General features: G+C 72.9%; 27 protein-coding genes. 12 read left to right on the top strand and 15 right to left on the bottom strand.

From position 1 onward, the window contains the following. Positions 1–39: 39 nt before the first annotated feature. On the top strand, positions 40–564 hold the full coding sequence (locus tag ACGF12_RS29545) for a MarR family winged helix-turn-helix transcriptional regulator (protein ID WP_393036524.1): 525 nt from the start codon (positions 40–42) through the stop codon (positions 562–564). A gap of 109 nt (positions 565–673) precedes the next feature. Here the strand turns inward: ACGF12_RS29545 and ACGF12_RS29540 are convergent, their stop codons facing one another. Genes ACGF12_RS29540 through ACGF12_RS29530 form a run of 3 tightly spaced genes read right to left on the bottom strand, consistent with a single transcriptional unit; the run spans position 674 to position 1,424 of the window. Then, positions 674–877, bottom strand: a complete 204-nt coding sequence (locus ACGF12_RS29540) for a hypothetical protein (RefSeq protein ID WP_393036521.1) — start codon at positions 875–877, stop codon at positions 674–676. Further along, complete coding sequence (locus ACGF12_RS29535; protein ID WP_393036518.1) at positions 874–1,065, bottom strand: hypothetical protein; 192 nt, start codon at positions 1,063–1,065, stop codon at positions 874–876. Before ACGF12_RS29535 ends, ACGF12_RS29540 begins: the two co-directional genes overlap by 4 nt. After that, positions 1,062–1,424: a hypothetical protein gene (locus tag ACGF12_RS29530; protein WP_393036515.1), complete on the bottom strand. Its 363-nt coding sequence runs from the start codon at positions 1,422–1,424 to the stop codon at positions 1,062–1,064. The genes ACGF12_RS29535 and ACGF12_RS29530 overlap by 4 nt, the downstream gene beginning before the upstream one ends. 136 nt (positions 1,425–1,560) lie before the next feature. Between ACGF12_RS29530 and ACGF12_RS29525 the strand changes: the two genes are divergently transcribed. The 3 genes from ACGF12_RS29525 (at position 1,561) to ACGF12_RS29515 (ending at position 3,330) form a co-directional block, all read left to right on the top strand. Continuing rightward, the gene (locus tag ACGF12_RS29525; RefSeq protein ID WP_393036512.1) at positions 1,561–2,388 is read left to right on the top strand and encodes a helix-turn-helix domain-containing protein; all 828 of its coding nucleotides are present in this window, start codon (positions 1,561–1,563) and stop codon (positions 2,386–2,388) included. A gap of 3 nt (positions 2,389–2,391) precedes the next feature. Further along, complete coding sequence (locus ACGF12_RS29520; RefSeq protein WP_393036509.1) at positions 2,392–2,610, top strand: DUF397 domain-containing protein; 219 nt, start codon at positions 2,392–2,394, stop codon at positions 2,608–2,610. A gap of 120 nt (positions 2,611–2,730) precedes the next feature. After that, positions 2,731–3,330, top strand: coding sequence for a hypothetical protein (locus ACGF12_RS29515; RefSeq protein WP_393036506.1), 600 nt, complete (start codon positions 2,731–2,733; stop codon positions 3,328–3,330). On the opposite strand, the gene ACGF12_RS29510 is transcribed toward ACGF12_RS29515, so the two are convergent. The 4 genes from ACGF12_RS29510 to ACGF12_RS29495 form a co-directional block, all read right to left on the bottom strand. Further along, positions 3,318–4,361 carry a hypothetical protein gene (locus ACGF12_RS29510; RefSeq protein WP_393036503.1) on the bottom strand — a complete coding sequence of 348 codons (1,044 nt, stop codon included), beginning with the start codon at positions 4,359–4,361 and terminating at the stop codon, positions 3,318–3,320. The genes ACGF12_RS29515 and ACGF12_RS29510 overlap by 13 nt on opposite strands. 121 nt (positions 4,362–4,482) lie before the next feature. After that, positions 4,483–4,953 carry a DUF1348 family protein gene (locus tag ACGF12_RS29505; protein ID WP_393036500.1) on the bottom strand — a complete coding sequence of 157 codons (471 nt, stop codon included), beginning with the start codon at positions 4,951–4,953 and terminating at the stop codon, positions 4,483–4,485. A 140-nt stretch (positions 4,954–5,093) separates the two neighbouring features. Continuing rightward, a complete protein-coding gene (locus ACGF12_RS29500; protein ID WP_393036497.1) occupies positions 5,094–5,987 on the bottom strand; it encodes a chitosanase in 894 nt (297 codons plus the stop codon). A gap of 97 nt (positions 5,988–6,084) precedes the next feature. Next, a complete protein-coding gene (locus tag ACGF12_RS29495) occupies positions 6,085–7,314 on the bottom strand; it encodes an alginate lyase family protein (RefSeq protein ID WP_393036494.1) in 1,230 nt (409 codons plus the stop codon). Between the two features lie 301 nt (positions 7,315–7,615). Between ACGF12_RS29495 and ACGF12_RS29490 the strand changes: the two genes are divergently transcribed. Beyond that, positions 7,616–7,759 (top strand): hypothetical protein, encoded by a 144-nt coding sequence (locus ACGF12_RS29490; protein ID WP_393036491.1) that lies wholly within the window; start codon positions 7,616–7,618, stop codon positions 7,757–7,759. A gap of 152 nt (positions 7,760–7,911) precedes the next feature. Here ACGF12_RS29490 and ACGF12_RS29485 read toward each other — a convergent pair whose 3' ends face one another. Next, positions 7,912–9,216, bottom strand: coding sequence for a DUF5685 family protein (locus ACGF12_RS29485; RefSeq protein ID WP_393036488.1), 1,305 nt, complete (start codon positions 9,214–9,216; stop codon positions 7,912–7,914). Between the two features lie 170 nt (positions 9,217–9,386). On the opposite strand from ACGF12_RS29485, the gene ACGF12_RS29480 reads away from it, so the two are divergent. Genes ACGF12_RS29480 through ACGF12_RS29470 form a run of 3 tightly spaced genes read left to right on the top strand, consistent with a single transcriptional unit; the run spans position 9,387 to position 12,191 of the window. Then, positions 9,387–9,950: a helix-turn-helix domain-containing protein gene (locus ACGF12_RS29480; protein WP_380614253.1), complete on the top strand. Its 564-nt coding sequence runs from the start codon at positions 9,387–9,389 to the stop codon at positions 9,948–9,950. Further along, the gene (locus ACGF12_RS29475) at positions 9,947–11,476 is read left to right on the top strand and encodes an MFS transporter (protein ID WP_393036485.1); all 1,530 of its coding nucleotides are present in this window, start codon (positions 9,947–9,949) and stop codon (positions 11,474–11,476) included. Before ACGF12_RS29480 ends, ACGF12_RS29475 begins: the two co-directional genes overlap by 4 nt. Before the next feature lie 28 nt (positions 11,477–11,504). Further along, entirely contained in the window at positions 11,505–12,191 is a 687-nt protein-coding gene (locus ACGF12_RS29470; protein ID WP_393036482.1) for an alpha/beta fold hydrolase, read from the top strand. A gap of 1 nt (position 12,192) precedes the next feature. On the opposite strand, the gene ACGF12_RS29465 is transcribed toward ACGF12_RS29470, so the two are convergent. Beyond that, positions 12,193–13,596 carry a DUF2252 domain-containing protein gene (locus ACGF12_RS29465; protein WP_393036479.1) on the bottom strand — a complete coding sequence of 468 codons (1,404 nt, stop codon included), beginning with the start codon at positions 13,594–13,596 and terminating at the stop codon, positions 12,193–12,195. A 201-nt stretch (positions 13,597–13,797) separates the two neighbouring features. Between ACGF12_RS29465 and ACGF12_RS29460 the strand changes: the two genes are divergently transcribed. Next, complete coding sequence (locus tag ACGF12_RS29460; protein ID WP_393036477.1) at positions 13,798–14,211, top strand: DUF2809 domain-containing protein; 414 nt, start codon at positions 13,798–13,800, stop codon at positions 14,209–14,211. Between the two features lie 7 nt (positions 14,212–14,218). Here the strand turns inward: ACGF12_RS29460 and ACGF12_RS29455 are convergent, their stop codons facing one another. Further along, positions 14,219–15,001 (bottom strand): SGNH/GDSL hydrolase family protein, encoded by a 783-nt coding sequence (locus ACGF12_RS29455; protein ID WP_393036474.1) that lies wholly within the window; start codon positions 14,999–15,001, stop codon positions 14,219–14,221. A 298-nt stretch (positions 15,002–15,299) separates the two neighbouring features. On the opposite strand from ACGF12_RS29455, the gene ACGF12_RS29450 reads away from it, so the two are divergent. Together ACGF12_RS29450 and ddaH are read left to right on the top strand one after the other, a co-directional pair. Continuing rightward, positions 15,300–16,151, top strand: a complete 852-nt coding sequence (locus tag ACGF12_RS29450) for a 4Fe-4S domain-containing protein (protein WP_393036594.1) — start codon at positions 15,300–15,302, stop codon at positions 16,149–16,151. Positions 16,152–16,312: 161 nt separating this feature from the next. Next, entirely contained in the window at positions 16,313–17,140 is an 828-nt protein-coding gene (ddaH, locus tag ACGF12_RS29445) for a dimethylargininase (RefSeq protein ID WP_393036471.1), read from the top strand. On the opposite strand, the gene ACGF12_RS29440 is transcribed toward ddaH, so the two are convergent. From ACGF12_RS29440 to ACGF12_RS29420, 5 genes are all read right to left on the bottom strand, one after another. Next, positions 17,127–17,783 carry a lactate utilization protein C gene (locus ACGF12_RS29440; protein ID WP_393036468.1) on the bottom strand — a complete coding sequence of 219 codons (657 nt, stop codon included), beginning with the start codon at positions 17,781–17,783 and terminating at the stop codon, positions 17,127–17,129. The genes ddaH and ACGF12_RS29440 overlap by 14 nt on opposite strands. Then, positions 17,780–19,195, bottom strand: a complete 1,416-nt coding sequence (locus tag ACGF12_RS29435; RefSeq protein WP_393036466.1) for a LutB/LldF family L-lactate oxidation iron-sulfur protein — start codon at positions 19,193–19,195, stop codon at positions 17,780–17,782. Before ACGF12_RS29435 ends, ACGF12_RS29440 begins: the two co-directional genes overlap by 4 nt. Further along, positions 19,192–19,953, bottom strand: coding sequence for a (Fe-S)-binding protein (locus ACGF12_RS29430; protein ID WP_393036591.1), 762 nt, complete (start codon positions 19,951–19,953; stop codon positions 19,192–19,194). The genes ACGF12_RS29435 and ACGF12_RS29430 overlap by 4 nt, the downstream gene beginning before the upstream one ends. A 74-nt stretch (positions 19,954–20,027) precedes the next feature. Next, positions 20,028–21,209 (bottom strand): globin domain-containing protein, encoded by a 1,182-nt coding sequence (locus ACGF12_RS29425; RefSeq protein WP_393036463.1) that lies wholly within the window; start codon positions 21,207–21,209, stop codon positions 20,028–20,030. Positions 21,210–21,283: 74 nt separating this feature from the next. Further along, a complete protein-coding gene (locus ACGF12_RS29420; protein ID WP_393036460.1) occupies positions 21,284–21,727 on the bottom strand; it encodes an RrF2 family transcriptional regulator in 444 nt (147 codons plus the stop codon). Between the two features lie 272 nt (positions 21,728–21,999). Here ACGF12_RS29420 and ACGF12_RS29415 point away from each other — a divergent pair, with 272 nt between their 5' ends. Next, positions 22,000–23,649: a beta-propeller fold lactonase family protein gene (locus ACGF12_RS29415; protein ID WP_393036458.1), complete on the top strand. Its 1,650-nt coding sequence runs from the start codon at positions 22,000–22,002 to the stop codon at positions 23,647–23,649. The last annotated feature ends 125 nt before the right edge of the window (positions 23,650–23,774 follow it).

Raw genomic sequence — 23,774 nt, 5'->3', positions numbered from 1 at the left:
TTCGGCAGCGACAGGTTTGCCCCTTTGTAGACTCCTCCCATGCCCGAGCACCCTCCCCAGCAGCCGTCCCCGCCCCGCGACTGGACGGACGGCCACGTCGACCGCTGGCTACCGGTGCTGTCCGACCTCGACCCGGACATCGAGGGCGCGGTGACCCGGATGTCACGGCTCACCCACCACCTCGGCCGCGTCCGCGAACAGGGCGTCTCCGACTACGGCCTGCACAAGCACGAGTTCGACACCCTCCATGTGCTGGCCGGCCTCGGCGGCCACGCCGCCCCCTCCGACCTGCGCGCCGACCTCAACCTCGCCCCGGCCTCCATCACCGGCCGCCTGGAGACCCTGGAACGCCGCGGCTTCGTCCTCCGCACCCCGTCCACGAAGGACCGCCGCAAGGTCGACATCGTCCTGACCAGCGCCGGCCGCGCCGCCTGGCAGGAGGCCCTGGACGTGGTCGGCCGCGAGGAGCACCGGCTGCTGGGCGTGCTGACCGAGGACGAGCGGCGGACGCTGTCGGACCTGCTGCGGAAGGTGATGCTCGTGCAGGAGGCGGACACGCCTTAGCTTGTCGTTCAATTTTGGCGGGCTTGGTAGTCCTTGATCGACTCGGTGCGTTTGACGTCAGCCGCTGCTGCCCGTGGGGCAGCAGCGGCTCGAATCCGGCCCGGCGGCGTCAGTCGCCAGCGGGCAAGGTGCGCAGGTGGGCCTGCGCGGCGACGAGGGTGTAGAAGCGGCGGATCCGGTGGGAGGAGCCGGGGGCCCGGAGGTACTCGTGCCGGATGCGGTCCCAGATGCCCCAGCACTCCAGGAGGAGGAAGTGGGGGCTGCGGGCATCGATGAAGCGGGTCTCGTACGGGTGGTGGGGGAAGGCGGTCACTGCGTGGGCTCCTCGTTCTTGTGGACCCAGGCCTGGGCCTGGTCGTAGGAGTAGAAGCGGAGCGGCTCGGGCCGCGGCGGGAGGGCCTTGACCAGGCCGCCGGTCCTGTGGTCGCGGACGACCCAGACGGGGAAGGAGAGGCCGGCCGGGGCGTCGGCGGGGATGATCCCGTAGCGGCTGGTGGTCATCGGTGGGTCACCTGGAGGAATCCGCCGGCCTTCTCGACCTGGCGCGAGAACTCGTCAAACTCGCCGATGATGGGGGAGATGGTCGACTTGCTCGGGACGAGGATGGCGCCGGAGTGCTTGGAGCGGACGCGCTGCAGGGCGGCCTGGAGCATCGGGCGACGGTCGGGGGCGGTGGTGTCCGCCGCGTCGTCGACGACGATGAGGGAGACGTCCCAGTTGAAGGCGAGCGCGTAGGACTCGCAGCTTCGCATCTCCCGTTCGGGGAAGGTAGAGCCGGTCTTGGCCAGGTAGATCACCACCTGGAGCCGGTCGGTGAAGCTGTTGAGCTTCGGCTTGCTGCTTTGGGTGTTGAGGGACATGGGCGTCTCCATGGTTGCGCATCGCGCCCGGATTCTCACCGGGTGTAGTCATGGTGGCGGGCTGCGCCCTACGATCGGAAGGCATTCCCACTTGACAGTCTCCGGAGTGGGACTCAGGCAACTGTGGAGGTCTGAAATGCGTGAGACGGAACTCGACCCGTCTGTGTCCCCGCTAGCGGCGTTCGGTGCCCAACTCCGCAAGGCGCGTAAGGCTGCAGGGCTGACGCAGGTTGAGCTTGGCCGTCTGACCTCGATGAGTGACAGTCAGATCTCCAACCTCGAACGAGGTACGCGCAGTCCCACACTCGACTGGGTCATCGAGGTAGACCGGGTCCTGAACACCGGCGGGACCCTGGAATTGACCTACTGGAGCCTCCAGGGACGGGGGTCCTTCCTCGAAGGCTTCCCGGAGTACGCGACGCACGAGGCGAAGGCAGTCGAGCTGCGGCAGTTCGAACTCGGCGTTGTTCCCGGCCTGTTCCAGACGAAGGCCTACGCGGAGGCGTTGGCTGCGGCTGACGTGCGGAGGGGTGCAATCACGAGCGAAGAAGCCGAGGCTCGGGTTTCGTATCTGCTGACGCGTCAGCAGCGGCTGGACAGTGCGGATATGCCGCTTGTCTACACCGTGATGGACGAGAGCTGCATCCGAAGGCTGGTGGGTGGCGCGACAGTCATGCCAGGACAGCTCGACCGCTTGGTCGAGCTGTCCGAGCGGCCGAGAGCGATCACCCAGGTGGCGCCGTTCTCCATGGGAGAGCGCAGGACGCTTGCGCTACCCGTGGTGCTGCTGACGATGCCCGATCGCAGCATGCTTGGGTACACCGAGTCGCAGGAACGTGGCTTTCTGAGCAGGGAAACCGGGACGGTCACCGCTTGGGCCAGAGACTACGATCGGCTGCAGGTGGGAGCCAACTCGGACTTGGCCTCTCTCGACATGATTCGCGCAGCTCGGAAGGACCTCTGACTCATGACTCGCCTCGACCACGTGACTCTGACCGATGCCGCCTGGGCCAAGTCCAGCTACAGCCAGAATGGCGGAAACTGCATCGAATTCGCGCCCGGGTATGCGGGTGTGATGCCCGTTCGTGACTCGAAGGATCCTGAGGGGCCGGTGCTGGTGTTCCCGGCTGAGGCGTGGCGTTCCTTCGTCGCGGCGACCGCCGCTGGCGAGTTCGGCGGCATCTGAACTCCTCCGCGTACCTGGCCACCGCCGAGTTCGGCGGTGGCCAGGTGGTGCCGGATGGAGTTCCGCAGCCCGGCGTCCCGGGTTCGACCGGAGGTGCATGCGGCTGGTATCGATAGGGGCGTGCGATTCGAACTAGTGCCGATGCCGGACGGGGTGGGGGAGCGGCCCCGGGACGGGCGCGGGTACCCGGTGCCGGCGATCACGCCGTGGCAGGACGGGCAGCCGCAGTTCGCCCTGACGGACTACGGACGCAGTGCCGACTGCGCGCTGGGGCGCCGGTGCTCGGTGTGCGGCGCGCTGATGGCGCGCGGGCCGGTCTGGAGGGTGGTCGGCGCAGCCGAAAGCGCCGCGATCGCCGAGGCGATCGCGGCGGGGCGCCCGTACCGTAACCTCGCGCCGACCATGGAGGGCCCGGGCCACCGGTCCTGCATGTTGTACGCGTCGATGGTCTGCCCGTACCTGGCCCGGACCAACGCCCGCCGGAAGGTGACTGCCGAGTCCACCGCGGACGGGCTGACGGCGGCCGCCGTCCGCGGTGCGGCGCGCGGCGGGACGGGGGCGGTGGTCGGGTTCGATGACTACGAGTACGCGGTCACCGAGACCCGGGTGCTGTTCCGCTTCCTCGACGTGGTCGAGTTCCTGCCGCACGAGTCGGCTGACGAGCATCTGGCCGAGCTGCGCGCGGAGTTGGCCCGTGCGGGCCGGGATCAGGGCCGGTAGGAGGGCAGGCCCTTGATGGTGGAGACCTGGGTCGGTGCGGCGGAGCCGTCGGCCGGCACGGTGCTGATGCCGTCCGGGGTGCGGGTCGCGACGGTCTTGCCGTCGGGGGACCATGCGGGCTCGGTGTAGTCCGTGGTGGCCGAGGGGGTGAGGTCCTTCTCGGCCTTCTTGTCGTGTTCGGTGGACCGGGTGAACAGGTGGTCGTGGCCGTTCACCGAGCGGACGAAGACGATCTGGTTGCCGTCCGGGGACAGCGCCGGCTGCGAGCCCTTGCCGATGTCGCGGGTGGCCGGGCGGATGTAGTCGTCGTAGATGTACACCTCGCCGGCCGGGGTGTTGGCGTACGCGATCTCGGCCTGCTGGCCGCCTGCGTTGGCCCAGGTGTTGCCGGTCTTCGGCGGCTGCGGTTCGGTGCCCGCGTCGCCGCCCTCGGAGTTGGACGGGGTGAACTCCGCGACGGCGCCGCCCTTGGCGGGGACCGACTCCAGCCGCAGCACGCCGTCCTTGCTGGAGGTGAACACGATGTTGTTGTAGCGCTCGGTCTCGTTGGGCACGGAGTCGCCGCCGGGGCCCTTGGCGGCGTGCTGCCAGGTCGGGTGGGACCAGGCGTCGCCGCTGGAGGCCTTGGCGAGGGTGGCCTTGCCGCTGCCGTCCGCATTGGCGGTCATCAGATCGCCGTCGCCGTTGACGAAGACGGCCTTCTTGCCGTCGGGGGACCACGCGAGGTCGCGGACCACCGTGCCGAAGTCGACGGTGGTGCCGTTCATCGCGACGGTCTTGGTGCCCGTGCTGATGGTCAGGTGGTTGGCCGTGGAGGTCCCGTTGATCTCCTTGCCGCCCGGCGCGGGGCTGCCGGAGTGCGATCCGCCACCCGGGGCCGCCGTGCCCGGGGCCGCCGAACCGGGTGCGCTGGGTGCGGCAGTGGAGCCGGGGTCACTGTTGTCGGGGCCGCAGGCGGAGAGCAGGACGGCTCCGACGGTCGTCATCAGGGCGATCGCGGCGGCGGTGCCGAATCTGTTGCGCACGGACATTCGAGGGTCCCCCTTGGGTGGTGCTGTCAGCTTTCCATAAGGAGATTCCCAGTCCGGGGTCAGCGCTCGATGCCTGATCTGTCACAGCCGTGGAACAGACTGGTCCGATGGCCCGGGCCGCTCAGAGGCCGAGCTCGGTGAGGCCCGGGTGGTCGTCGGGGCGGCGGCCGAGCGGCCAGTGGAAGAGCCGCTCCTCGGCGGTGATCGGCAGGTCGTTGATGCAGGCCAGGCGACGGGCCATCAGGCCGTGCTCGTCGAACTCCCAGTTCTCGTTGCCGTACGAGCGGTACCACTGGCCGCTGTCGTCGTGCCACTCGTACGCGAAGCGGACCGCGATCCGGTCGCCGCCGTACGCCCACAGCTCCTTGACGAGGCGGTAGTCGAGCTCGCGGTGCCACTTGCGCGTGAGGAACGCGGCGATCTCCTCCCGGCCGGCGAGGAACTCGGCGCGGTTTCGCCAGCGGCTGTCGGGGGTGTAAGCGAGGGCGACGCGCTGCGGGTCGCGGGTGTTCCAGGCGTCCTCGGCGGCCCGGACCTTGCGGCGGGCGGTCTCCTCGGTGAACGGCGGTACGGGAGGGCGCTGTTCGGTCATCGGGTGGCTCCTCGCGGACGGGTGCGGTCGCGGGCCAGCCTATGTGTTCGGTGCGGCAGCAGGCATCGGGGGCAGGGTGCTGCCGCACCGGGCCGGGGTCCGGGTCCCACACTCCCGGACCCCGGGGCGAGGGGAGGGGCTCAGCTGATGGTGTAGCCGGAGCCGAAGGCGGTGATGCCGAACGGGCCGTCCAGATCGTAGTTGCCGGTGGCGGCGATCCGGCGCAGGCACTCCACCCGGTCGACCGACTTGCGCCACTCGTCTGCGGTGGAGGAGTTGGCCGGGTTGTTCAGGTCGTCGATCCGGACGTCGAAGAAGGCGTCCAGCCAGGCCCGTTCACCGGCGGCCGAGGGCGTGCCGACCTTGGCGTCGGTGCGGTCGATGAGCGCGGGCAGGGCGTCGTACTCGCTGCCGTTGCCGTGCTGGATGGAGGCGTCGTAGAGCTCGGCGCGGGCCAGGGCGGTGGTCAGGCCGAGCTGGTCGGCCCGGTTCATGGCGGGGGTGAAGTAGCGCTGGTCGACCTGGTCGTCCTGTACCTGACGGAAGGCCGGGTCCTCGGCGGCCTGCTTCCAGGCGGCGATGTAGTCGTCCTCGGGCAGGCCGCTGGTGTCGCCGCTGCCGGCTGCGGCCAGGCGCTCCAGCTCGGGGATGAAGCGGGCCAGCGGGTTGTCGGGGGAGACGGCGGTGTAGGCGCGGACCACCTTGAGGGCGTCACCGTCGTTGGTGGTGAACCCGGCCCGGCCGGCGGTGACACCACGGCCGTCGTTGATGTTCTCCGCGTAGCCGTACTGGATCTCGGTGGTGCTGTTCTCGAAGACGCTGATCAACTGGTCGGCGCGGCGGCGCTGGTCGGGGGTGAGCCCGCCGGCGGCCACGCGCTGGGCGGCGGCGAGCTGCTGGGTGGCGGTGGCCTGCCGGCTCGCCGTGGTCTCGGGCGTGGCCTGCGCGGAGGTCGCGGCGCAGGCGGTGCCGGCGGCCAGGGCGGCGACCACGGTGACGGTGGCGGCGAAGCGGTGGGTTCGGGAAACGCGCACGGGGAGGGCTCCCTTCTCCGGCGGCGCGACCGCCGGAGGCAGTGGTGGGGTGCGGGGTGCGGGACGTGGGGGTTCGGGGGTGTGACGGGGCCGGCCGTCAGGGCGCGCTGGTGTGGGTCAGGGTCTCCCAGCCGATGAAGTAGTTCGCCCCGAACGGGCTGTGCGCGGCCACGTACTGCTCGGTCTGCGGCATCGGGAGGCCCTCGCGCAGGTGGTACTCGTTGTACGCGAGCTGCACGGCCGGGCCGAGGCCGGTGTTCACCGAGCCGTCGCACAGCCAGTCCGGCGCGCTCGCGCCGTTGTCGTAGGCGGTGTGGAACTCCAGCGCCTTGACCAGCCGTTCGCGTCCCTCACCCCACAGGTCGAGGCCCTGCAGCCGGGCCGTCTCGGCGGCCTGGGCGGCGGCCTCCAGGCCCCAGCCGGTGTGGCCGAAGTCCCGACAGGTCTCCTGCGACAGCCCGTCCACGAAGGTCGACTGGCCGTTCCAGTACGTGACCAGCGCCGATTCGCCCTCGATCCCGGCCTTCGGCGGCGGCACCGGCAGCTCGCCGTCCGAGGAGAGGTAGACGTACGCGGGCAGGCGCCCGCGCCACAGCTCGGCGGCGCGGTCGAACAGTGCGCGGTCGTCCAGGAAGACCGCGATGCCCATCAGGGCGTCGGTCTCGATCAGCTCCCAGTTGCCGTTCTTGCGCGGGCTGCCGGGGGTCAGCAGCGGCACGTAGACGGTGCGCAGCATGGTGGCGAAGCGGTCGACCGAGGCGGCCGACCAGCCCGCGCCCGAGTAGCGGATCAGCTCGGCGGCGCGCGCCCAGTTGTTGCCCGACCAGCCGGTCTGCAGCGGGGCGTTGCTGTTGGTGTGCTCCTGGATCACACCGGACCAGGCGTCCATGATCTGGATCGCCTTGTCGGCGTACCGCTGGTCCTTGGTGAGCACCCACTGCAGCGCGTGCGCGTACGCGGCCATCGCGTCCTCGCGCTCGTCGGAGCAGCCGTTGTTGGGGTGGGAGCTGGAGCCGCACTCGACGTCGGCGCGCGGCCGGGGCTGCCAGTCGAGCGAGGCGTACCTGCTTGCCCGCAGATCGGCGAAGGCGGAGGTCCAGGGTTCGGCTCCGGCGTCCAGCTTGCCCTTGACGAAGGCGAGTTGCTCCGCGCCGACCAGCACACCGGGGTGCTGGAAGCCGGCGGCCTGCCGCTTTGTGGCGGCGGTGGCGACGGCGGTGGCGGCTCCGGCAGGGGTGCGGGCTCCGGCCGGGGTGACGGCGACGGGCAGGAGGAGGGCGGCGAGCGCGGCCCCGGAGATGAGTGTCCTGGTGGTGCTACGACGCATGGGGAAGTCGTCCTCTCGGTGGGGAGGAGGTCGTGGGGTGGCCACGCGCTGTGAAGCTTGTTAGGAAACCTTCCTAACAAGCTGCGCAGGTGGCATTGAACCACCATTCCGTGGACACGCCAAGTCGTCCCGAGCTCCCAACTCCTCTGGAGCGGCGTATGGTTGCCGAGTTTCGCGACGGGCCGCGATCGTTCCGGGGCGAAGCGGGCCGGGCGGGCGCCGTCGATGCGCGGCGAGTCACGGCCGTCCCACCAGTCCCTCGTTTATCGCCCGTTGATCGCCTCCGCCTAGCGTCGGACGCATGGACGACAGGACGGCCGAGTGGCCGGGGGCGGCGCCCGAGGGGCGGATGACGGAGCAGGACGCCGAGCGGTTCCGGCAGTTGCTGGCCGGGCTGGAGAGCTCGCTGGCGGCGGACCGGGAGACGGCGGGGCGTGATGCCTGAGGCCGTCGAGCCGCGGCCGGTGGTGGTGCTGCCGCTCTGGCGAAGAGCCGAGCGGCGCGAGGACGCGGACCGGCCCGGGGTGCTGCGGGGGCACCCCGGGCCGGTCCCGTCCGATCAGTTGGAGGCTGTGCCGGAAGAGAATTGACGGATTGTCAGCAGTCGCAACCGCAGTCGCAGCCGTCACAGCCGCAGCTGTCGCACCCGAAGTCATTGCAGGACTCGCACCCGCAATTGCAGCAGTCGCAGCAGTCGCAGTCGCACGAGTCGCAGCAGTCGTGCCGCTCGCAGAATCCCTTGCGGCGCTCGCGGCTGAACGGGTCGTTGTGCTCGCAGCAGAGCAGCTGGCAGGTGCAGGCCATCAGCGCCCAGACCGCGCACCCGGCGAGCAGGTTGCGCGGGTGCGGCGGCTTGCCGCCGGGCGGGGTGAAGCCGGGGCCCTGCGGCACCCACGGGGGGATCGGCGCCTGGTTCGGGTCCTGGCCGGGGTACGGCCCGCCCGGGTACCCGGGCGGCACCTGACGCGGCGGCGCGTCCTGCGGGTGCTCGCCGGTGGCGCCGTGCTCGCCGTGGGCGCCGCTCCGACAGCCCGCCCCGTGCGCGGCCGGGCCGAAGACCCGGTCGACCGCGCGCTCGGTCTCGTGCCCGAGCAGGACGTGCACCAGTGCCCGGTCGCCCAGCTCGACCTCGCGCAGCGCGAGCCGGATGCCGTGGACGGCGTCACGGCAGAGCCGCTCGGCCTCGGCGCGGTCGGTGCCGGTGGCGGTCAGCGGGTTCCAGGCGCCCGAGGCGGCGTCGGCGGCCTGGTCCTCGGCGGCGTCGAGGAGGTGGGCGAGCCGGCCGAACAGCCGACCCGCCTCGGCGAGCGGGGCGGCGTTGCCGGGGCGCCCGGCGATCATGGCGGTGTGCGCGAAGGCGGCCGAGGTGGCGGTTTCGGTGGGCTCGGTGACCAGCAGTACCGAGCCGCCCGGCCGTAGCGAGCGCTCCAACTCGCCCTGCCGGGAGGCGGCGTCCAGCAGCACGGCGGTGTCGAAGCCGACCGTCGAGGCGCTGCCCGCGCTCTGCCGGTCCCAGCGCCGGGTCACCGCCCGGGCCCCGGCGGCCACCGGGCGGCGGGCGAACATGCCGTCCCGGTCCTCGACGTGGTCGCGGATCTTCACCGAGGCGAGCGCGAGCGAGACGGCCGCCGCCAGTCGGGCGCCCTCGCCCTTGGCGACGGAGGCGGTCCGCATGCCGCGCAGCGGGCAGGGACCGGCGGTGCGCCGCCAGGAGGAGTCCTCCCGGGCGGCCTGGGCCTCGACCAGGACGGAGATGATCAGCCCGTCGTAGTTGGTGGCAGTGCGGGCGAGTTGTCCGTGGTCGTCACGCAGGGCGAGGCAGAGCCCGCACAGGTGCGCCATCCAGGAGGTCTGGAGCCGTTCGGACAGCCGGTGCCTGCACGGTCTGATGATGCCGAACACGATCGTGGTCCCCCTTGCCCGATGGGCCGCTGACCGGCCACTTTGTCGGCGGACATCATATGATCATCGGCTCGCCAGGGCCGAGGGGAGGAGGCGAGCTGCCGTCAGACCTTCACCAGGCCCTCGAAACCCGGAGAAGGTGATCTCATATCCGGGATAGCATCGCGAATATGGGAATCGATACGGCCGCCGACGAGCGGCTGGCGCAACGGCTCGCCGAGCTGCGGGTCGAACGCGGTTGGACGCTGGAGGAGTTGGCGCGGCAGGCGGACGTCAGCCGGTCCACGCTGTCCCGGGTGGAGCGGGCCGAGGTCAGCCCGACCGCCGCGCTGCTCGGGCGGCTCTGCGCCGTGTACGGGCGGACGATGTCCCGGCTGCTCGCCGAGGTGGAGTCCGAACCGGCCCGGCTGGTGCGCGCCGGGGAGCAGCAGGTCTGGCGCGACGAGGCGACGGGCTTCGTCCGCCGCTCGGTCTCGCCGCCGCACGGCTCGCTGCGCGGGGAGATCATCGAGGGCCGGCTGCCGGCCGGCGCCGACATCGCCTACGACCGCCCCTGTCTGCCCGGGCTGGAGCACCATCTCTGGGTGTTCGAGGGACAGTTGGAACTGACCCTGGACGGCGAGGCGCAGCTGCTCGGCCCCGGCGACTGCCTGCGCTACGGTTCCGGCACCAGCCGCTTCCGCAGCCTCGGCCCGGGCGAGGCCCGCTACGCGCTCGTGGTGGTCGAACCGTGAGCGCCGCCGCCACCGGGCCGACGGGCGAGGGCCCGACAGTCGACGGCCCGATAGGCGAGGGCCCGGCAGCCAAGCCGCCCAGGGAGCGCTTCGACGCCGCCGGGCGCCGCGTCCTGCTGGTCTGCGTCGCGGGCGGGTTCACCACGCTGCTCGACCAGTCCGTCCTGAACACCTCCATCCCCGCCCTGCGCGAGGCCCTGCACGCCCAGCCCGCCCATCTGCAGTGGATCGTCGCCGGGTACTCGCTCGCCTTCGGCCTCGCGCTGATCCCCGGCGGCCGGCTCGGCGACGTCAAGGGCCGCAAGTGGTTCTTCGTCACCGGACTCGCCCTGTTCACCCTGGTCAGCCTGGTCTCCGCGACCGCCACCGACCCCGGGGTGCTGATCGCCGCCCGGCTGCTCCAGGGGGCGGGCGCCGGGCTGGTCAACTCCCAGATGATCGGCACCCTCCAGGACGTCTTCGACGGCCAGCTGCGCGCCCGGGCCCTCGGCATGTACGCCGTCACCGGCAGCCTCGCCTTCGCCCTCGGCCCGCCGATCGGCGGCATGGTGCTGGCCGCGGCCGGCCCCGAACTCGGCTGGCGGCTGACCTTCCTGCTGAACGTCCCGTTCGGCGTGGCCACCGTCGCCCTGGCCGCGCGCCACCTGCCCAGGCCCCGCCCGGCCGCCCGGCACGCCGACCTCGACCTGGTCGGCCTGCTGCTGGTCGGCGCGCTCACCCTCGCCCTGATGCTGCCCTTCGTCCAGCCACCCGGCTGGACCGGCTGGCTCGGCTTCACGGCCGCCGCCCTGCTGCTGCTCGGCACGCTCGCCCGGTGGCAGCGCCGCTACGCCGGACGGGGCGGGCACCCGCTGATCCACCCGGCGCTCACCCGCTCCGCGCCGTACGCGCTCGGCACGGCCACCGCGATGGCCCAGTTCGGCTCCTCGCTGGCCGCCTCGCTGGTCCTCACCATGTTCCTCCAGGACGGCCTGGGCCTGTCCCCGCTGGGCGCCGCCCTGGTGGCGCTGCCCTCCGCGCTGGCCATGGGCACCGCCTCCGCGCTCGCCTGGCGGGTGGTGCAGCGCTTCGGCCGACGCACCATCACCATCGGCATGATCGGCTCCGCCCTGGCCATGCTGGGCAGCGGACTGGTCGCCCACTGGGCCCCGGCCGCCGTACTGCCCTGGCTGCTGGCGATGCTGCAGCTCCTCAGCGGCGCCTCGGTCGGCCTGATGGGCTCCACCAACCAGGCGTTCGTGCTGCGCCACGCGCCGGCCGAGGCGGCCGGGGTGAGCGGGGCGATCCTGCAGATGACCCAGCGGATCGCCGCCGCCGTCGCGGTCTCGGCGCTGTCCGGCGTCTACCTGCGGGCGACCGCCGGGGGCGGCGGCCACCGCTCCGCCTACCTGGCCGCCAGCGTGGTCTGCGCCGCGGTGGCCGGACTCGCCGTGCTGGCCTCGGTGTTCGCCGGCCGGGCGGGCGGGCGGGAGCAGCGCGAGCACGAACCGGTCGCGATGAGCCGAGGGCGAACACCCGTCCGGTGAGGCTCCGTCGGCACGTACGGTGGAGGGCATGACGAAGGTACGGACGGTTGAACTCCCCGAGGTCGTGCTCGCCTACCGCGAGAGCGGACGGCCCGACGGCCCGCCGCTGGTGCTGCTGCACGCCCTCGGCGAGCGCGCCGCGGACTGGGACGTCGTCCTGCCCGACCTCGCCCCCGGCCACCACGTCTATGCGCTCGACCTGCGCGGCCACGGTGACAGCGGCCGCACCGCCGGGTACAGCCTGGAGGCGATGCGCGACGACGTCCTGGCCTTCCTCGACGCGCTCGGCCTGGGCCGGATCGACCTGGTCGGCCACTCGATGGGCGGCGCGGTCGCCTACCTGGTCGCCCAGGCGGTGCCCGAGCGGATCGACCGGCTGGTCCTGGAGGAGATCCCCGCGCTCCACCCGCGCCCGGCCAGCGGGCCGGCCGGAGGGACGGAGGAGCCGGCGCACTTCGACTGGGCGATGGTCCGGGCCGTCAAGGCACAGTTCGACACCCCCGATCCGGCCTGGCGGGAGGGGCTGGCCCGGATCACCGCCCGCACCCTGGCCGTCGCGGGCGCGGGGGACAGCCACGTCCCGCAGGAGCGGATCGCCGAACTCGCCCGGCTGATCCCGGACTGCCGGCTGGTCACGATCGAGGCCGGGCACCTGGTGCACAGTGCCCGGCCGGGCGAGTTCGTCGCCGCCGTCGCGCCGTTCCTCGCCACCTGAGTCAGACGCCCTGCTCGGCGGGCAGCCGTCCGCTGCGTACCGCCATGACCAGCTCGGCGTGGTCCGCCTCGGTGCGGTCCGCGTACGCGACGGCGAAGGCGGCGACCGCCTCGTCCAGCGCCTCGCTCTTGCCGCAGTACCCGGCCAGCAGGCCCGGGTCGGCGGTGTGGGCGTGCGCCCGGGCGAGCAGCGCGCCGGTGATGCGCGCGTAGTCGTCCAGCTGGGCCGGCAGCAGCGCGGCCGGGTCGACGCTGCCCTTGCGGTTGCGGAACTGCCGGACCTGGTAGGGAAGTCCGTCGACGGTCGTCCAGCCGAGCAGGGTGTCGCTGACCACCTGCATGTGCTTCTGGCCGAGCACGACCCGCTTGCCCTCGTGCTCCTGCGGCTGGTCGCGTCGCAGGTACGGCAACAGCGCGGACGGCCTGGCCTCCTTCACCTGCAGCACCAGCGGCTGGTCCCGGTGGTCGGTGAGCAGGACCACGTACGAGCGGGTACCGACGCTGCCGGTGCCCACCACCCGGAACGCCACGTCCTGAACCCGGTGGCGGGACAGCAGGGTGCGCACCTCGGGGGCCACCGTCGCAACGTACGGGCCGAGCGCCTCGGCCACCGCGCGGGCGGTCGCGTCGGTCACCTCGGTGAGCACCGGGGGCGCGGCGGTGAACCGCCAACCGCCGTCCGCCGTACGGGTGGTGCTGCGGGCGGCGAACCGGGCGCTGGTGTTGCCGAGCGCCTTCGCGCCGACCTTCTGCAGCACGTCGGCGAGGTCGTGCGCCTCGGCGAAGGACACCAACTGCTCGTCCGCCACGGCGTTCCAGGCGTCCAGCGCGGGCAGCTTGGCGAGCGTGCGCACGGTCCGGCGGTAGGAGCCCGCCGCGTGCTGGGCGGCCGCCCGGGCGGTGGTCTCGCTCGCCCCGGTCTCCCGGCCGGCCAGCACCAGGCTGGTCGCGAGCCGCTTGAGGTCCCACTCCCAGGGACCGGGCACGGTCTCGTCGAAGTCGTTGATGTCCATCACGAGTTGGCCGCGCGCGTCGCCGTACAGCCCGAAGTTCGCCGCGTGGGCGTCCCCGCACAGCTGCGCGTCCACCCCGGTCACCGGGGTGCCCGCGAGGTCGGCGGCCATCAGCCCGGCCGACCCGCGCAGGAACGCGAACGGAGTGGCGGCCATCCGGCCCACTCTGATCGGCACCAGCCCCGGGATCCGGCCCGCGTTGGACGACTCCAGCGCGGCCACGGCGGTCGGCCGGTCGGTGGCGGCCGCGAACTCCGCATGCCGCTCCCGGGGGACCCGTTGACGCAGTGCCTTCCCGTGCTCCCGTGCCCGCTGGGCCCGGCCGTCCGGCCCGGCCGCGAACCCGTTCACCGCGAACTGCCGTCGCGCCTTGGTGTCTTCGCCGTCTGTCACTGCTCCCCGCCCGTACGTTCCGTTCGACTCATGCCCGTGACCTGCACGGATCAGCCCATCGGGGGAAGTGACGTCCGGCGCGGCGCGGTGGTTCCTGATCGGCGCTTCCTGATCGGCGCTTACTGAACGGCGCTTGCTGAACGGTGCTTCCGGAGCGGGGGCACGGCGGCCCGGAGGGACCCGGGGCGTAGCGTGGGGCGGGTGGATGATCTTCGGAGGGGATTGGCCCGACGCGTTCCGGCCGCGGCGGCCGCCGCGCTGACAGTGGCCGCGGGCCTGGGCGTGCGCGCCGCACTGGACGGCGACATCGCCAAGTATGCCGGTGACGCGCTCTACACGGTGCTGGTGTACGTCCTGGTGGTGCTGGTCGCGCCGAGCGTACGCCCGGTGCGGGCGGCGGCGCTGGCGGCAGCGGTGAGCTGGGCGGTGGAGCTGTTCCAGGCCACCGGGCTGCCGGATGCCTGGGGCCGGCGCAGCGCGCTGGTCCACCTGGTGCTCGGGTCGACGTTCAATCCGCCGGACCTCGTCTGGTACCTGGTCGGCGCGGCCGGCGCCGCCCTGCTGCACCGGGTGCTGCGGGCCGGTCGCGCCACAGCACCCGGTGTCAGGAGTTGACGATCCGTCAGAGCGGCATCAGCTCAGGCCGCTTGGGCTCGACGTGGTCGCCCGAGGACTCGCCGCGCAGCCGGCGTCCGACCCACGGGAGCAGGTACTCGCGGGCCCACTGGATGTCCGCCCGCCGCTGGTCGGCCGGGGACAGGACCGGTGCGGTCGGCCACGGGTCCTCCGGGTCCTGCGCGGTGGCCAGGCCCAGCGAGCGGGCGGCCAGCAGGGCGACCCGCTGGTGGCCCTCGGCCGAGAGGTGCAGCCGGTCCTCGCTCCAGGCGCGGCGGTTCTGCACGGCGCGCAGGGACCACAGGTCGGCCACCTTGCAGCCGTAGCGGTCGGCGACCGCCCGCATGTGCCCGTTGTAGGTGGCGATCTTGCCGCGCAGGTGCTTGAGCAGCGGCACGTCCTTGGTGTCGAAGCCGGTGCAGATCAGCACCGTCCCGGCGGATTCGGCGAGTTGGACGACGGCGGCCTCGAAGCGCTCGGCCACCTCGTCCGGGTCGCTGCCGGGCCGCAGGATGTCGTTGCCGCCGGCGCAGAAGGTGACCAGGTCGGGCTGGAGACGGCGGACCTGCGGCACCTGCTCGGCCGCGATCTGGTCCAGCAGCCGCCCGCGCACCGCCAGGTTCGCGTAGCGGAACCCGCCCGGCGGTCGCCCGTCGGCGAGCATCCCGGCCAGGCGATCCGCCCAGCCGGTGAAGGCGCCGCCCGCACCGGGGTCGTTCAGGCCCTCGGTGAAGCTGTCCCCGAGGGCGACGTACGAACTGAGGTCAAGGGTCTCCTGGAGGTTCGGCATGAAAGAGATAGTTCACCGAATCAAGTGACCTACGCCACCGTAGGTGACCGTGTGGGCACGTGAGATGGGCCACGTAGCCCCAGGACCCACCCGCGCCCCCGCAGAGCGGCGCAGTCTGAAAACCACAAGATCCTTGCCCCCTTTCCGTTTTGGGGGCGAACGGACGATGCTCAAGGTGTGCGGCCGCCCCGGCCGCCGTCCTTCCTGGGGGAAGCCTGCCGTGAATCGCTCCGAGAACCCGACCGCCGACGAAGACCCGACCGCGGACCGGAACCCGACCGCCGACCAGAACTGGACCATCGACGACCGCTGCACCAACTGCGACGTCGCCCGGCAGCTCGCGCCCGACCTGATCGTCGAGCGCGACCGCAGGTCCGAACTGATCCGCCAGCCGCGCGACGAGGCCGAGCGGCAGCAGCTGCTCGCCGCCGCCCACGCCTGCCCGACCCGCTCGATCCGGCAGGGCAACGGCCGGCTCGACCCGGCCACCGACCCGTTCCCGCTCACCCTGGACGACGGGGTGCTGCTGCTCGGCCACAACTCCCGGCGCAACGCGGGCGCCAACTCCTACCTCTGCCGTCGCCCGGGCGGCTGGGTGATGATCGACACGCCCCGCTTCAGCGAGGGCCTCGCCGCCCGCTACGAGGCGCTCGGCCCGGTCACCGACATCCTGCTCACCCACCGCGACCACGCCGTGCACGGGCGTGCGTACGCCGACCGGCTGGGCGCCCGGCTCTGGATCCACGAGGGCGACCTCGAGTACGCGCCCGACGCCGACCAGGTGCTGCGCGGCATCGAGCCGGTGGAGATCTCCCCGGGCCTGGTCGCCCACCCCTTCCCCGGCCACACCCTCGGCAGCGTGCTGTACGTCGCCGACGAGCGCTACTGCTTCAGCGGCGACAGCCTGTACTGGTCCCGCACCAACCAGGACATCGAGGTGCAGGAGGCGGTGACCTGGTACTCGATCGAGGAGCAGTCCGCCTCGCTGGACCGCAGCCTGGGGGCGCTGCGCTTCGAGTGGCTGCTGCCCGGCCACGGCGACAAGCGCCGGATGCCCGCCGAGGAGGCCGACCGCCGCCTGCGCGCCCTCGCCGTGCGCGCCCGGGCGCTGCGCACCGCGCCGGTGGACTTCGCCGCGGTGCGCTGGTAGCCGCCGGACACCAGAGCCCGTGCGCCGGGGCTCGCGCCGGGTGCGCGGGGGGTTGCGCCCGGCGGGGGCGCCCGCGCGGGTGTGCGAACGGGAGCGGCGGGGCAGCCGCCTCTGGAACGAGGTGTACCACCGACTTCCCGAGATCCGAGGACGGTTGAGCCATGCCCACGCAGACCCCGGCACGCACGGCGCGGCCGCGTCGCTACCTGATGTGCCGGCCGACGTACTTCACGGTGGACTACGCGATCAACCCGTGGATGGACCCGACGCAACCCACCGACACCGCGCTGGCCGTCCGCCAGTGGGAGCGGCTCTGCCGGACGTACCGCCGCCTGGGCCACACCGTCGAGCTGATCGCCCCGGTGCCCGGGCTGCCCGACATGGTGTACGCCGCCAACGGCGCCACCGTGCTGGACGGCCGGGCCCTGGTGGCGACCTTCCGCTACCCGGAGCGGGCCGCCGAGTCCGGGGCCTACCAGGCCTGGTTCCGCTCGCGCGGCTACCGTGCGGTGCGGCGCGCCGAGCACGTCAACGAGGGCGAGGGCGACCACCTGGTGGTCGGCCGCCGGCTGCTCGCCGGGACGGGCTTCCGCACCTCGCGGGCCGCGCACGCCGAGGCGGAGGAGCTGTTCGGCGTGCCGGTGGTCAGCCTCACCCTGGTCGACCCGCGCTTCTACCACCTGGACACCGCGCTGGCCGTCCTCGCCGACGACCACGTCATGTACTACCCGGAGGCCTTCGACACCCGCAGCCGCTCGGTGCTGCGCTCGCTCTACCCGGACGCGATCCTCGCCGACCGGGCCGACGCCGAGGTGTTCGGGCTGAACGCGGTGTCGGACGGCCGCCAGGTGCTGCTGCCGGAGGCCGCCAAGAGCCTGGCGGGCCGGCTCACCGAGCACGGCTACGAGCCGATCCCGGTGGACGTCTCGGAGCTGCTCAAGGGCGGCGGCGGGCCGAAGTGCTGCACCCTGGAGCTCAGGCCCCAGTGACGTCCGGCGACATGAGCAGCACCTCCAGGGTGCGCGGCCCGTGCACCCCCTCGACCCGGTCCAGCTCGATGTCGCTGGTCGCCGAGGGCCCGGAGATCCAGGTCTGCGGGCGTGCCGGGTCGAGCCGGGGCAGCGCGAGCGGCACCGAGGCGACGACCTGCTCGGGCACCCGGACCACGCAGATGTGGTGGTCCGGGACGAGCGAGAGCAGCCGCCGGCCCTGACCGGGTCCGGCGTCCAGCACGATCGTCCCGGTCTCGGCGATCGCCAGCGCGCAGCCGGTGACCACGCTGTCCACGGCGTCCAGCCGGGCGGCGGTGAGGCCGCCGCCGTCCGGCAGCAACTCGACGTCACCGGCCGCGGACAGCCACGAGGCCGGCAGGCCGTCCGGTACGGCGACCGTTCGGCTGCCGCGCTCGGCGAGCAACTCGGCGACACGGCCTGGAAGTTCGGCGGCGGAGCAGCGGTGCACCAGCGCCCGGTAGTCGGCCAGGTTGCGGTGCAGCAGGTCGACCAGCGCCGCCGGATCGTCCGGCGCCACGTGCGTGCTCCGGTACCCGCGCGGCAGCGGCTGTTCGGCCACCTCGGCGGTGTCCCCGAGCGCGGCCCTGATCCGGCCGAGGATCAACTCCCTTGAGGTCACTCCCGGTTCCTCCTCCACCAGTCGCGGAACGGTTCGGCCGGCACCTGGGGCAGGTCCCGGGTGTCGGTCCAGGCCCGCCCCGGACCGGGCAGCCGGCGCGGGTGCAGCGCCCGGGTGCGCCCGGCCAGCCGTTCGGCGGCCGCCAGCGCCGCCGGGTGGTCCAGCACGTATCCGGCGGCCGCCATCGCCGCCCGCTCCAGCGGGTGCCCGCCCTGTTCGGCGACCCGCTCGCGCAGGTGCACCAGCACCTCGGGGATGTCGATCGCCACCGGGCACACCTCGTAGCAGGCCCCGCAGAGCGAGGAGGCGTACGGCAGCGAGGCGTCCACCGGGCTGGCGGTGCCGCGCAGTTGGGGCGTCAGGATGGCGCCGATCGGGCCCGGGTAGACCGAGCCGTAGGCGTGCCCGCCGGCCCGCTCGTACACCGGGCAGACGTTGAGGCAGGCCGAGCAGCGGATGCAGCGCAGCGCCTGGCGGCCGACCTGGTCGGCCAGCGCGGCGGTGCGCCCGTTGTCCAGCAGCACCAGGTGGAACTCGGAGGGTCCGTCGCCCTCGGTCGTCCCGGTCCAGAGCGAGGTGTACGGGTTCATCCGCTCGGCGGTGGAGGAGCGGGGGAGCAGTTGGAGGAAGACCTCCAGGTCCCGCCAGCTCGGCACGACCTTCTCGATGCCGACCACGGAGATCAGGGTGCGGGGGAGGGTGAGGCACATCCGGCCGTTGCCCTCGGACTCGACCACCACCAGGGTGCCGGTCTCGGCGACCATGAAGTTGGCGCCGGAGATCGCCACTCGGGCCCGAAGGAACTTCTCCCGCAGGTGCAGCCGGGCGGCCTCGGCGAGTTCGGCGGGGCGGTCGGTCAGCCCCTCGGGCGCGGGGCGGCCCCAGGCGGCCATCCGCTCGGCGAAGATCTCCCGGATCTCGGCCCGGTTGCGGTGGATCGCCGGGACCAGGATGTGCGAGGGCCGGTCCTCACCCAACTGCACGATCAGTTCGGCGAGATCGGTCTCGTAGGCGGCGACCCCCTCGGCGGCCAGCGCCTCGTTGAGCCCGATCTCCTGGGTGGCCATCGACTTGACCTTGACCACCTCGGTCTCGCCCTTGGCCTTGACCAGGTCGGCGACGATCCGGTTGGCCTCCTCGGCGTCCGCCGCCCAGTGCACGGTGCCGCCCGCCGCCGTGACGGACTCCTCCAACTGCACCAGGTAGCGGTCGAGATGGCGCAGCGTGTGGTCCTTGATGGCCTTCCCGGCGGCGCGCAGCTCGGCCCAGTCGTCGAGTTCGGCGACGGCCCGGGCGCGCTTGTCGCGGATGGTGTGGGTGGCGTGCCGCAGGTTGGTGCGCAGTTGCCCGTCCCGTACCGCCCGGGCGGCGGCCTGCGGGAAGGCGGGCATGCCCACGAAAGTGCTGCTCACGAAGGCCTCCAGGGGTGCTCCTCGGTGCTGGCCAGGATCTCCGCGAGGTGCAGCGGCCGCAGCGGCTCGCCCCGGCGGCGCAGGGTGCCGTCGAGGTGCAGCAGGCAGGAGTTGTCGGCGCCGCACAGCACTTGGGCGCCGGTACCGAGGGCGTTGGCGAGTTTGTCCTCGGCCATCGCCGCCGACACCGCCGCGTTCTTCACCGCGAAGGTCCCGCCGAAGCCGCAGCACTCCTCCGCGCCGGGCAGCTCCACCAGCTCCAGGCCCTTGACGGCGCGCAGCAGTCGCAGCGGCCGCTCGCCCAGGCCGAGCATCCGCAGGCCGTGGCAGGAGGGGTGGTAGGTGACGGTGTACGGGAAGTGGGCGCCGACGTCCTCGACGCCCAGCACGTCGGTGAGGAACTCGGTGAGCTCGACCACCCGAGGTGCCAGGTCGACGGCGGCATCGGTGAGTTCGCTGCCCCGGCCCTCGGCGGCGGCTCGGGCGCCGATCCGCGGGTAGTTGTCCCGGACCATCGCCACGCAGGAGCCCGAGGGCGTCACCACGTGGTCGTACCCGGCGAAGGCCCGGGCCGTGCGTCGCATCAGCGGTTCGCAGGCCCGGCGGTAGCCGGTGTTGTACTGCGGCTGCCCGCAGCAGGTCTGCCCGGCGGGGAAGTCCACCGTCACCCCGAGCCGCTCCAGCAGCCGGACGGTGGCGACCGCCGTGGCGGGGAACAGCGCGTCGTTGACGCAGGTGGCGAACAGCGCGACCCGCAACCCGGACTCCTTCGGTCGAAGCGGCACCGGTCCGCCCGTGATCGTATCGGGCGGACCGGCGCTGACGAAGGATCTCAGGCGCCGAGCCAGAGGTCCGGGCCGAACACCTCGTAGTGGATGTCCGCCGCCGGGACGCCCGCCGCGAGCAGCTGGCCGCGGACGGCGCGCAGGAAGGGCAGCGGGCCGCACAGGTAGGCGGTGGTGCCGGCCGGGATCTCGACGGTGGCGAGGTCGACCAGCCCGGTGCGCTCGGCCGGCCACTCGCCGAGCGGCCGCTCGTAGAAGACGTGGGCGGTGGCGCCCGGCAGCTTGGCGGTCAGTTGCTCCAGGTCGGCGCGGAAGGCGTGGCTGAGCTGGTCGCGGTCGCCGTGCACCGAGATGACCCGCCGGCGGGAGCCGGTCGCGGCGAGGTGGTCGAGCATCGCGGTCATCGGGGTGTTGCCGATGCCGGCGGAGGCGAGCAGCAGCGGGCCGTCGCCGTCGGCCAGGAAGATGTCGCCCATCGGGGGCGCCAGCTCGACGGTGTCGCCGGTCTTCAGGTGGTCGTGCAGGTGGCCGGAGACCTCGCCGCCGTCCTCGCGCTTGACGCTGAAGCGCAGCGCGCCGTCGGCGCCGCCGGACAGGCTGTACTGGCGGATCTGGTGGGCGCCGTCGGGCAGTTCGGTGCGGACCGAGACGTACTGGCCGGGGCGGGAGGCCGGGACGGGGTGGCCGTCGGCGGGGCGGACCAGGTAGCTGGTGACGGTCGCGGTCTCCTGGTACCGGGTGATCACGGTGTACGGGCGCCACAGGTCGGCCGGGTCGCCGCCTGCGGCGGCCTCGTCGCGCAGCCGGTCCTCGACGGCCATCAGCGCGTTGGCCATCAGCCAGTAGACCTCGTCCCAGGCGGCGGCGACCTCGGGGGTGACAGCCGCGCCGAGCACCTCGACGATCGCGGCGAACAGGTGCTCGTGGACGACCTTGTACTGCTCGTTGTCGATGCCGACCGAGACGTGCTTGTGCGCGATCCGCGCGAGCATCGCGTCCGGCCGCTGGTCGGGGTTGGCGATCAGGGCGGAGGCGAAGGCGGCTATCGAGCCCGCCAGGGCCTGGCGCTGGGTGCCGTTGGCCTGGTTGCCGCGGTTGAACAGGTCTCGCAGCAGCTCCGGGTGGGCGGCGAACAGCCGGTCGTAGAAGCGCGGGGTGATGTCACCGATCGCGGCGCCCACGACGGGCAGGGTGGCCTCGACGACCTCGGCGGACTTCGCGGACAGCATCAGAGGAGCTCCTAACTGGTATCTCAGATTCGCATTAAAGGCTGTGGGCGCCGACCGACCCGCGGGGGGTGGGGTCAGTCGGTGGGTCTCGTGGTGAGGCTGAGCAGTACCGGCCCGGTGGGCGAGGCCACCAGGTCGTCGATGCTGAGCGGGTCGAGCGCGGCGAAGAAGGCCTCCTGGGCGCCTCGCAGCGCCCCGCGCAGCCGGCACGCGGCCCGCAGCGGACACGGCGGGTCGTCCTCGCAGCCGACCACGTCCCCGACGCCCTCCAGCTCGCGCAGCAGCAGGCCGAGCGAACCGGTCCGCCCGGCAAAGGTGATCATCAACCCGCCGCCGCGTCCGCGCCGGGCCTCCACCACCCCGAGGTGCTGCAGCCTGCTGACCACCTTCGCCGCGTGGGTGTACGGCACACCGACCGACTCGGCCACCTCCCGGGTGGTCGGGTTCTCGCCCTCGCCGAGTACGGCGAGCCGCATGGCGATGCGCAGGGCGATGTCGGTGCTCTTGGTCAGCCTCACGTTCGAAACGCTATCGAATGCGACTCTCCAACTCCAATTTCCTGCACGTTTCCGATCGAGACCCTGGTCACGTGTCCCGTGCGGGGCGGGTGGAGCGGCTTACAGCCTGCGGCCCGGTGCGGCCGCCTACGCCACATCCGGTCGAATCTGAACAGTTGGCGACATTACCGATCAGCTCCTGACGTGCCATCAGCACGCCTTCTACGCTTCCTGCGGCTCCGGAACCACGTCATTCACCGCACCCCCTCGATCCGTCCCCCTGGAGAGAATCCGTGAGAGCACGTCGCGCACCCCGGCGCACCTGGACGGCGCTGGCGGCGATATCCGCGGCCACGGCCGCACTGCTGTCCCAGCCCGTGACCGCCGAGGCGGCCGCACCACCGCCGACCGTGGCCGCCCACGTGCCGGTGGCGCCCTACCCGGCCGGGGTGGCGCTCACGCCGGACGGCACCCGGGCGTACGTGACCAGCCAGAGCAGCGGCACGGTGAGCGTGCTGGACACCGCGAGCAAGGCCGTGGCCGGCAGCTTCACCGCCGGCACCGGCTCGTACGCGGTCGCCCTCTCGCCCGACGGGCGCCGGGCCTACCTGAGCCACCACCTGGACAACGCGGTCAGCGTGGTGGACACCGCGGGCAACACCGTCACCGCCACCGTCCCGGTCGGCGCCCAGCCCTGGGGCCTGGCGCTGTCGCCGGACGGCACCCGCGCCTACGTCAGCAACGCCGGGGCCGGCACCGTGAGCGTGCTGGACACTTCGTCCAACACCGTCACGGCCACCGTCCCGGTCGGCGCCGAGCCGCACGGGCTGGCCGTCTCGCCGGACGGCAAGCGGCTGTACGTCGCGGCCTCCGGCGGCAAGGCGGTGAACGTGGTCGACACCGCGAGCGGCACGGTGAGCGCCACCGTGGCCGTCGGCCACAGCGCCTTCGGCCTGGCGCTCAGCCCGGACGGCAGCCGGCTGTGGGTCGCCGACGGGGACGACAGCACCGTCGCGGTGATCGACACCGGCGCCAACACGCTGCTCGGCACCGTCGCGGTCGGCAACGGCCCGTACGCCGTCGCCCTCGCCCCGGACGGCTCCGCCGCGTACGTCTCCAACTACAGCGACAACACCCTGAGCGTGGTCGACACCGCGAGCCGGACGGTCACCGCGACCGTGCCGGTCGGCGCCAGCCCGTACACCCTGGCACTGAGCGCCGACGGGCGGCGCGGCTACCTCGCCGACTTCACCGGCAACGCCGTCGACCTGCTGAACTTCCCGCTGCCGGTGCCCGTGGTGACCGGGATCAGCCCGAGCGGCGGCTCCGGGGTGGGCGGCACCACGGTGACCGTCACCGGGACCGACCTGAACGGCGCCACCGCCGTCACCTTCGGCGCGGCCGGCGCGGCCACCTCCTTCAGCTGCACCAGGACCAGCTGCACCGCGACGGCGCCGGCCACCACGGTGACCGGCCCGGTGGACGTCCAGGTCACCACGCCCGGCGGCACCAGCGCCGCCGTCGCCGCCGACCGTTTCAGCTACACCGCGCCCAGCGCCCACCTGGGCGTCGCCCTCACCGCCACCCCGGTCACCGACCTGTTGGCCAGCCGGGTCGACTACACCGTCACCCTCACCGGCCAGGGTCCCGACCCGGTGGCCTCGGCCACCGTCTCGGCCGACCTGCCCGCCGGCCTGGCCGCGAGCTCCGGCGACTGCACCGTCGCCACCGGCAAGCTCACGTGCACCCTGAGCGCCCCGCTCGCCAAGGGCGCCAGTACCACCCGGCACTTCTCCCTCGGCGTCGGCCTGCTGAACCTGGTCAGCAGCTGGGACGTCACGGTGGCCCGCACCGCCGGCGCCCCCGCCGACCCGTCGCCCGCCACCAGCAAGGACACCCGCAGCTGCACCTCCGTTCTCGGCCTGCTGATCACCTGCCGCTGAGCGACACCCGCTCCCCGGAGGCCCCGCCCGCACCCTTAGGTTCTAGCGGTCGTCGCAACACCCCAGCGCAAGGGGTGCGATGGACTTCAAGATCCGCAAGAACCGGACGGTGGGGCAGGGACCGA

Source organism: Kitasatospora sp. NPDC048296, from assembly GCF_043201815.1.
In the GTDB taxonomy this organism is placed as follows: Bacteria; Actinomycetota; Actinomycetes; order Streptomycetales; family Streptomycetaceae; genus Kitasatospora.
The sequence above is the reverse complement of the archived record's forward strand: the minus strand, read 5'-3'. Positions and strand labels throughout refer to the sequence as shown.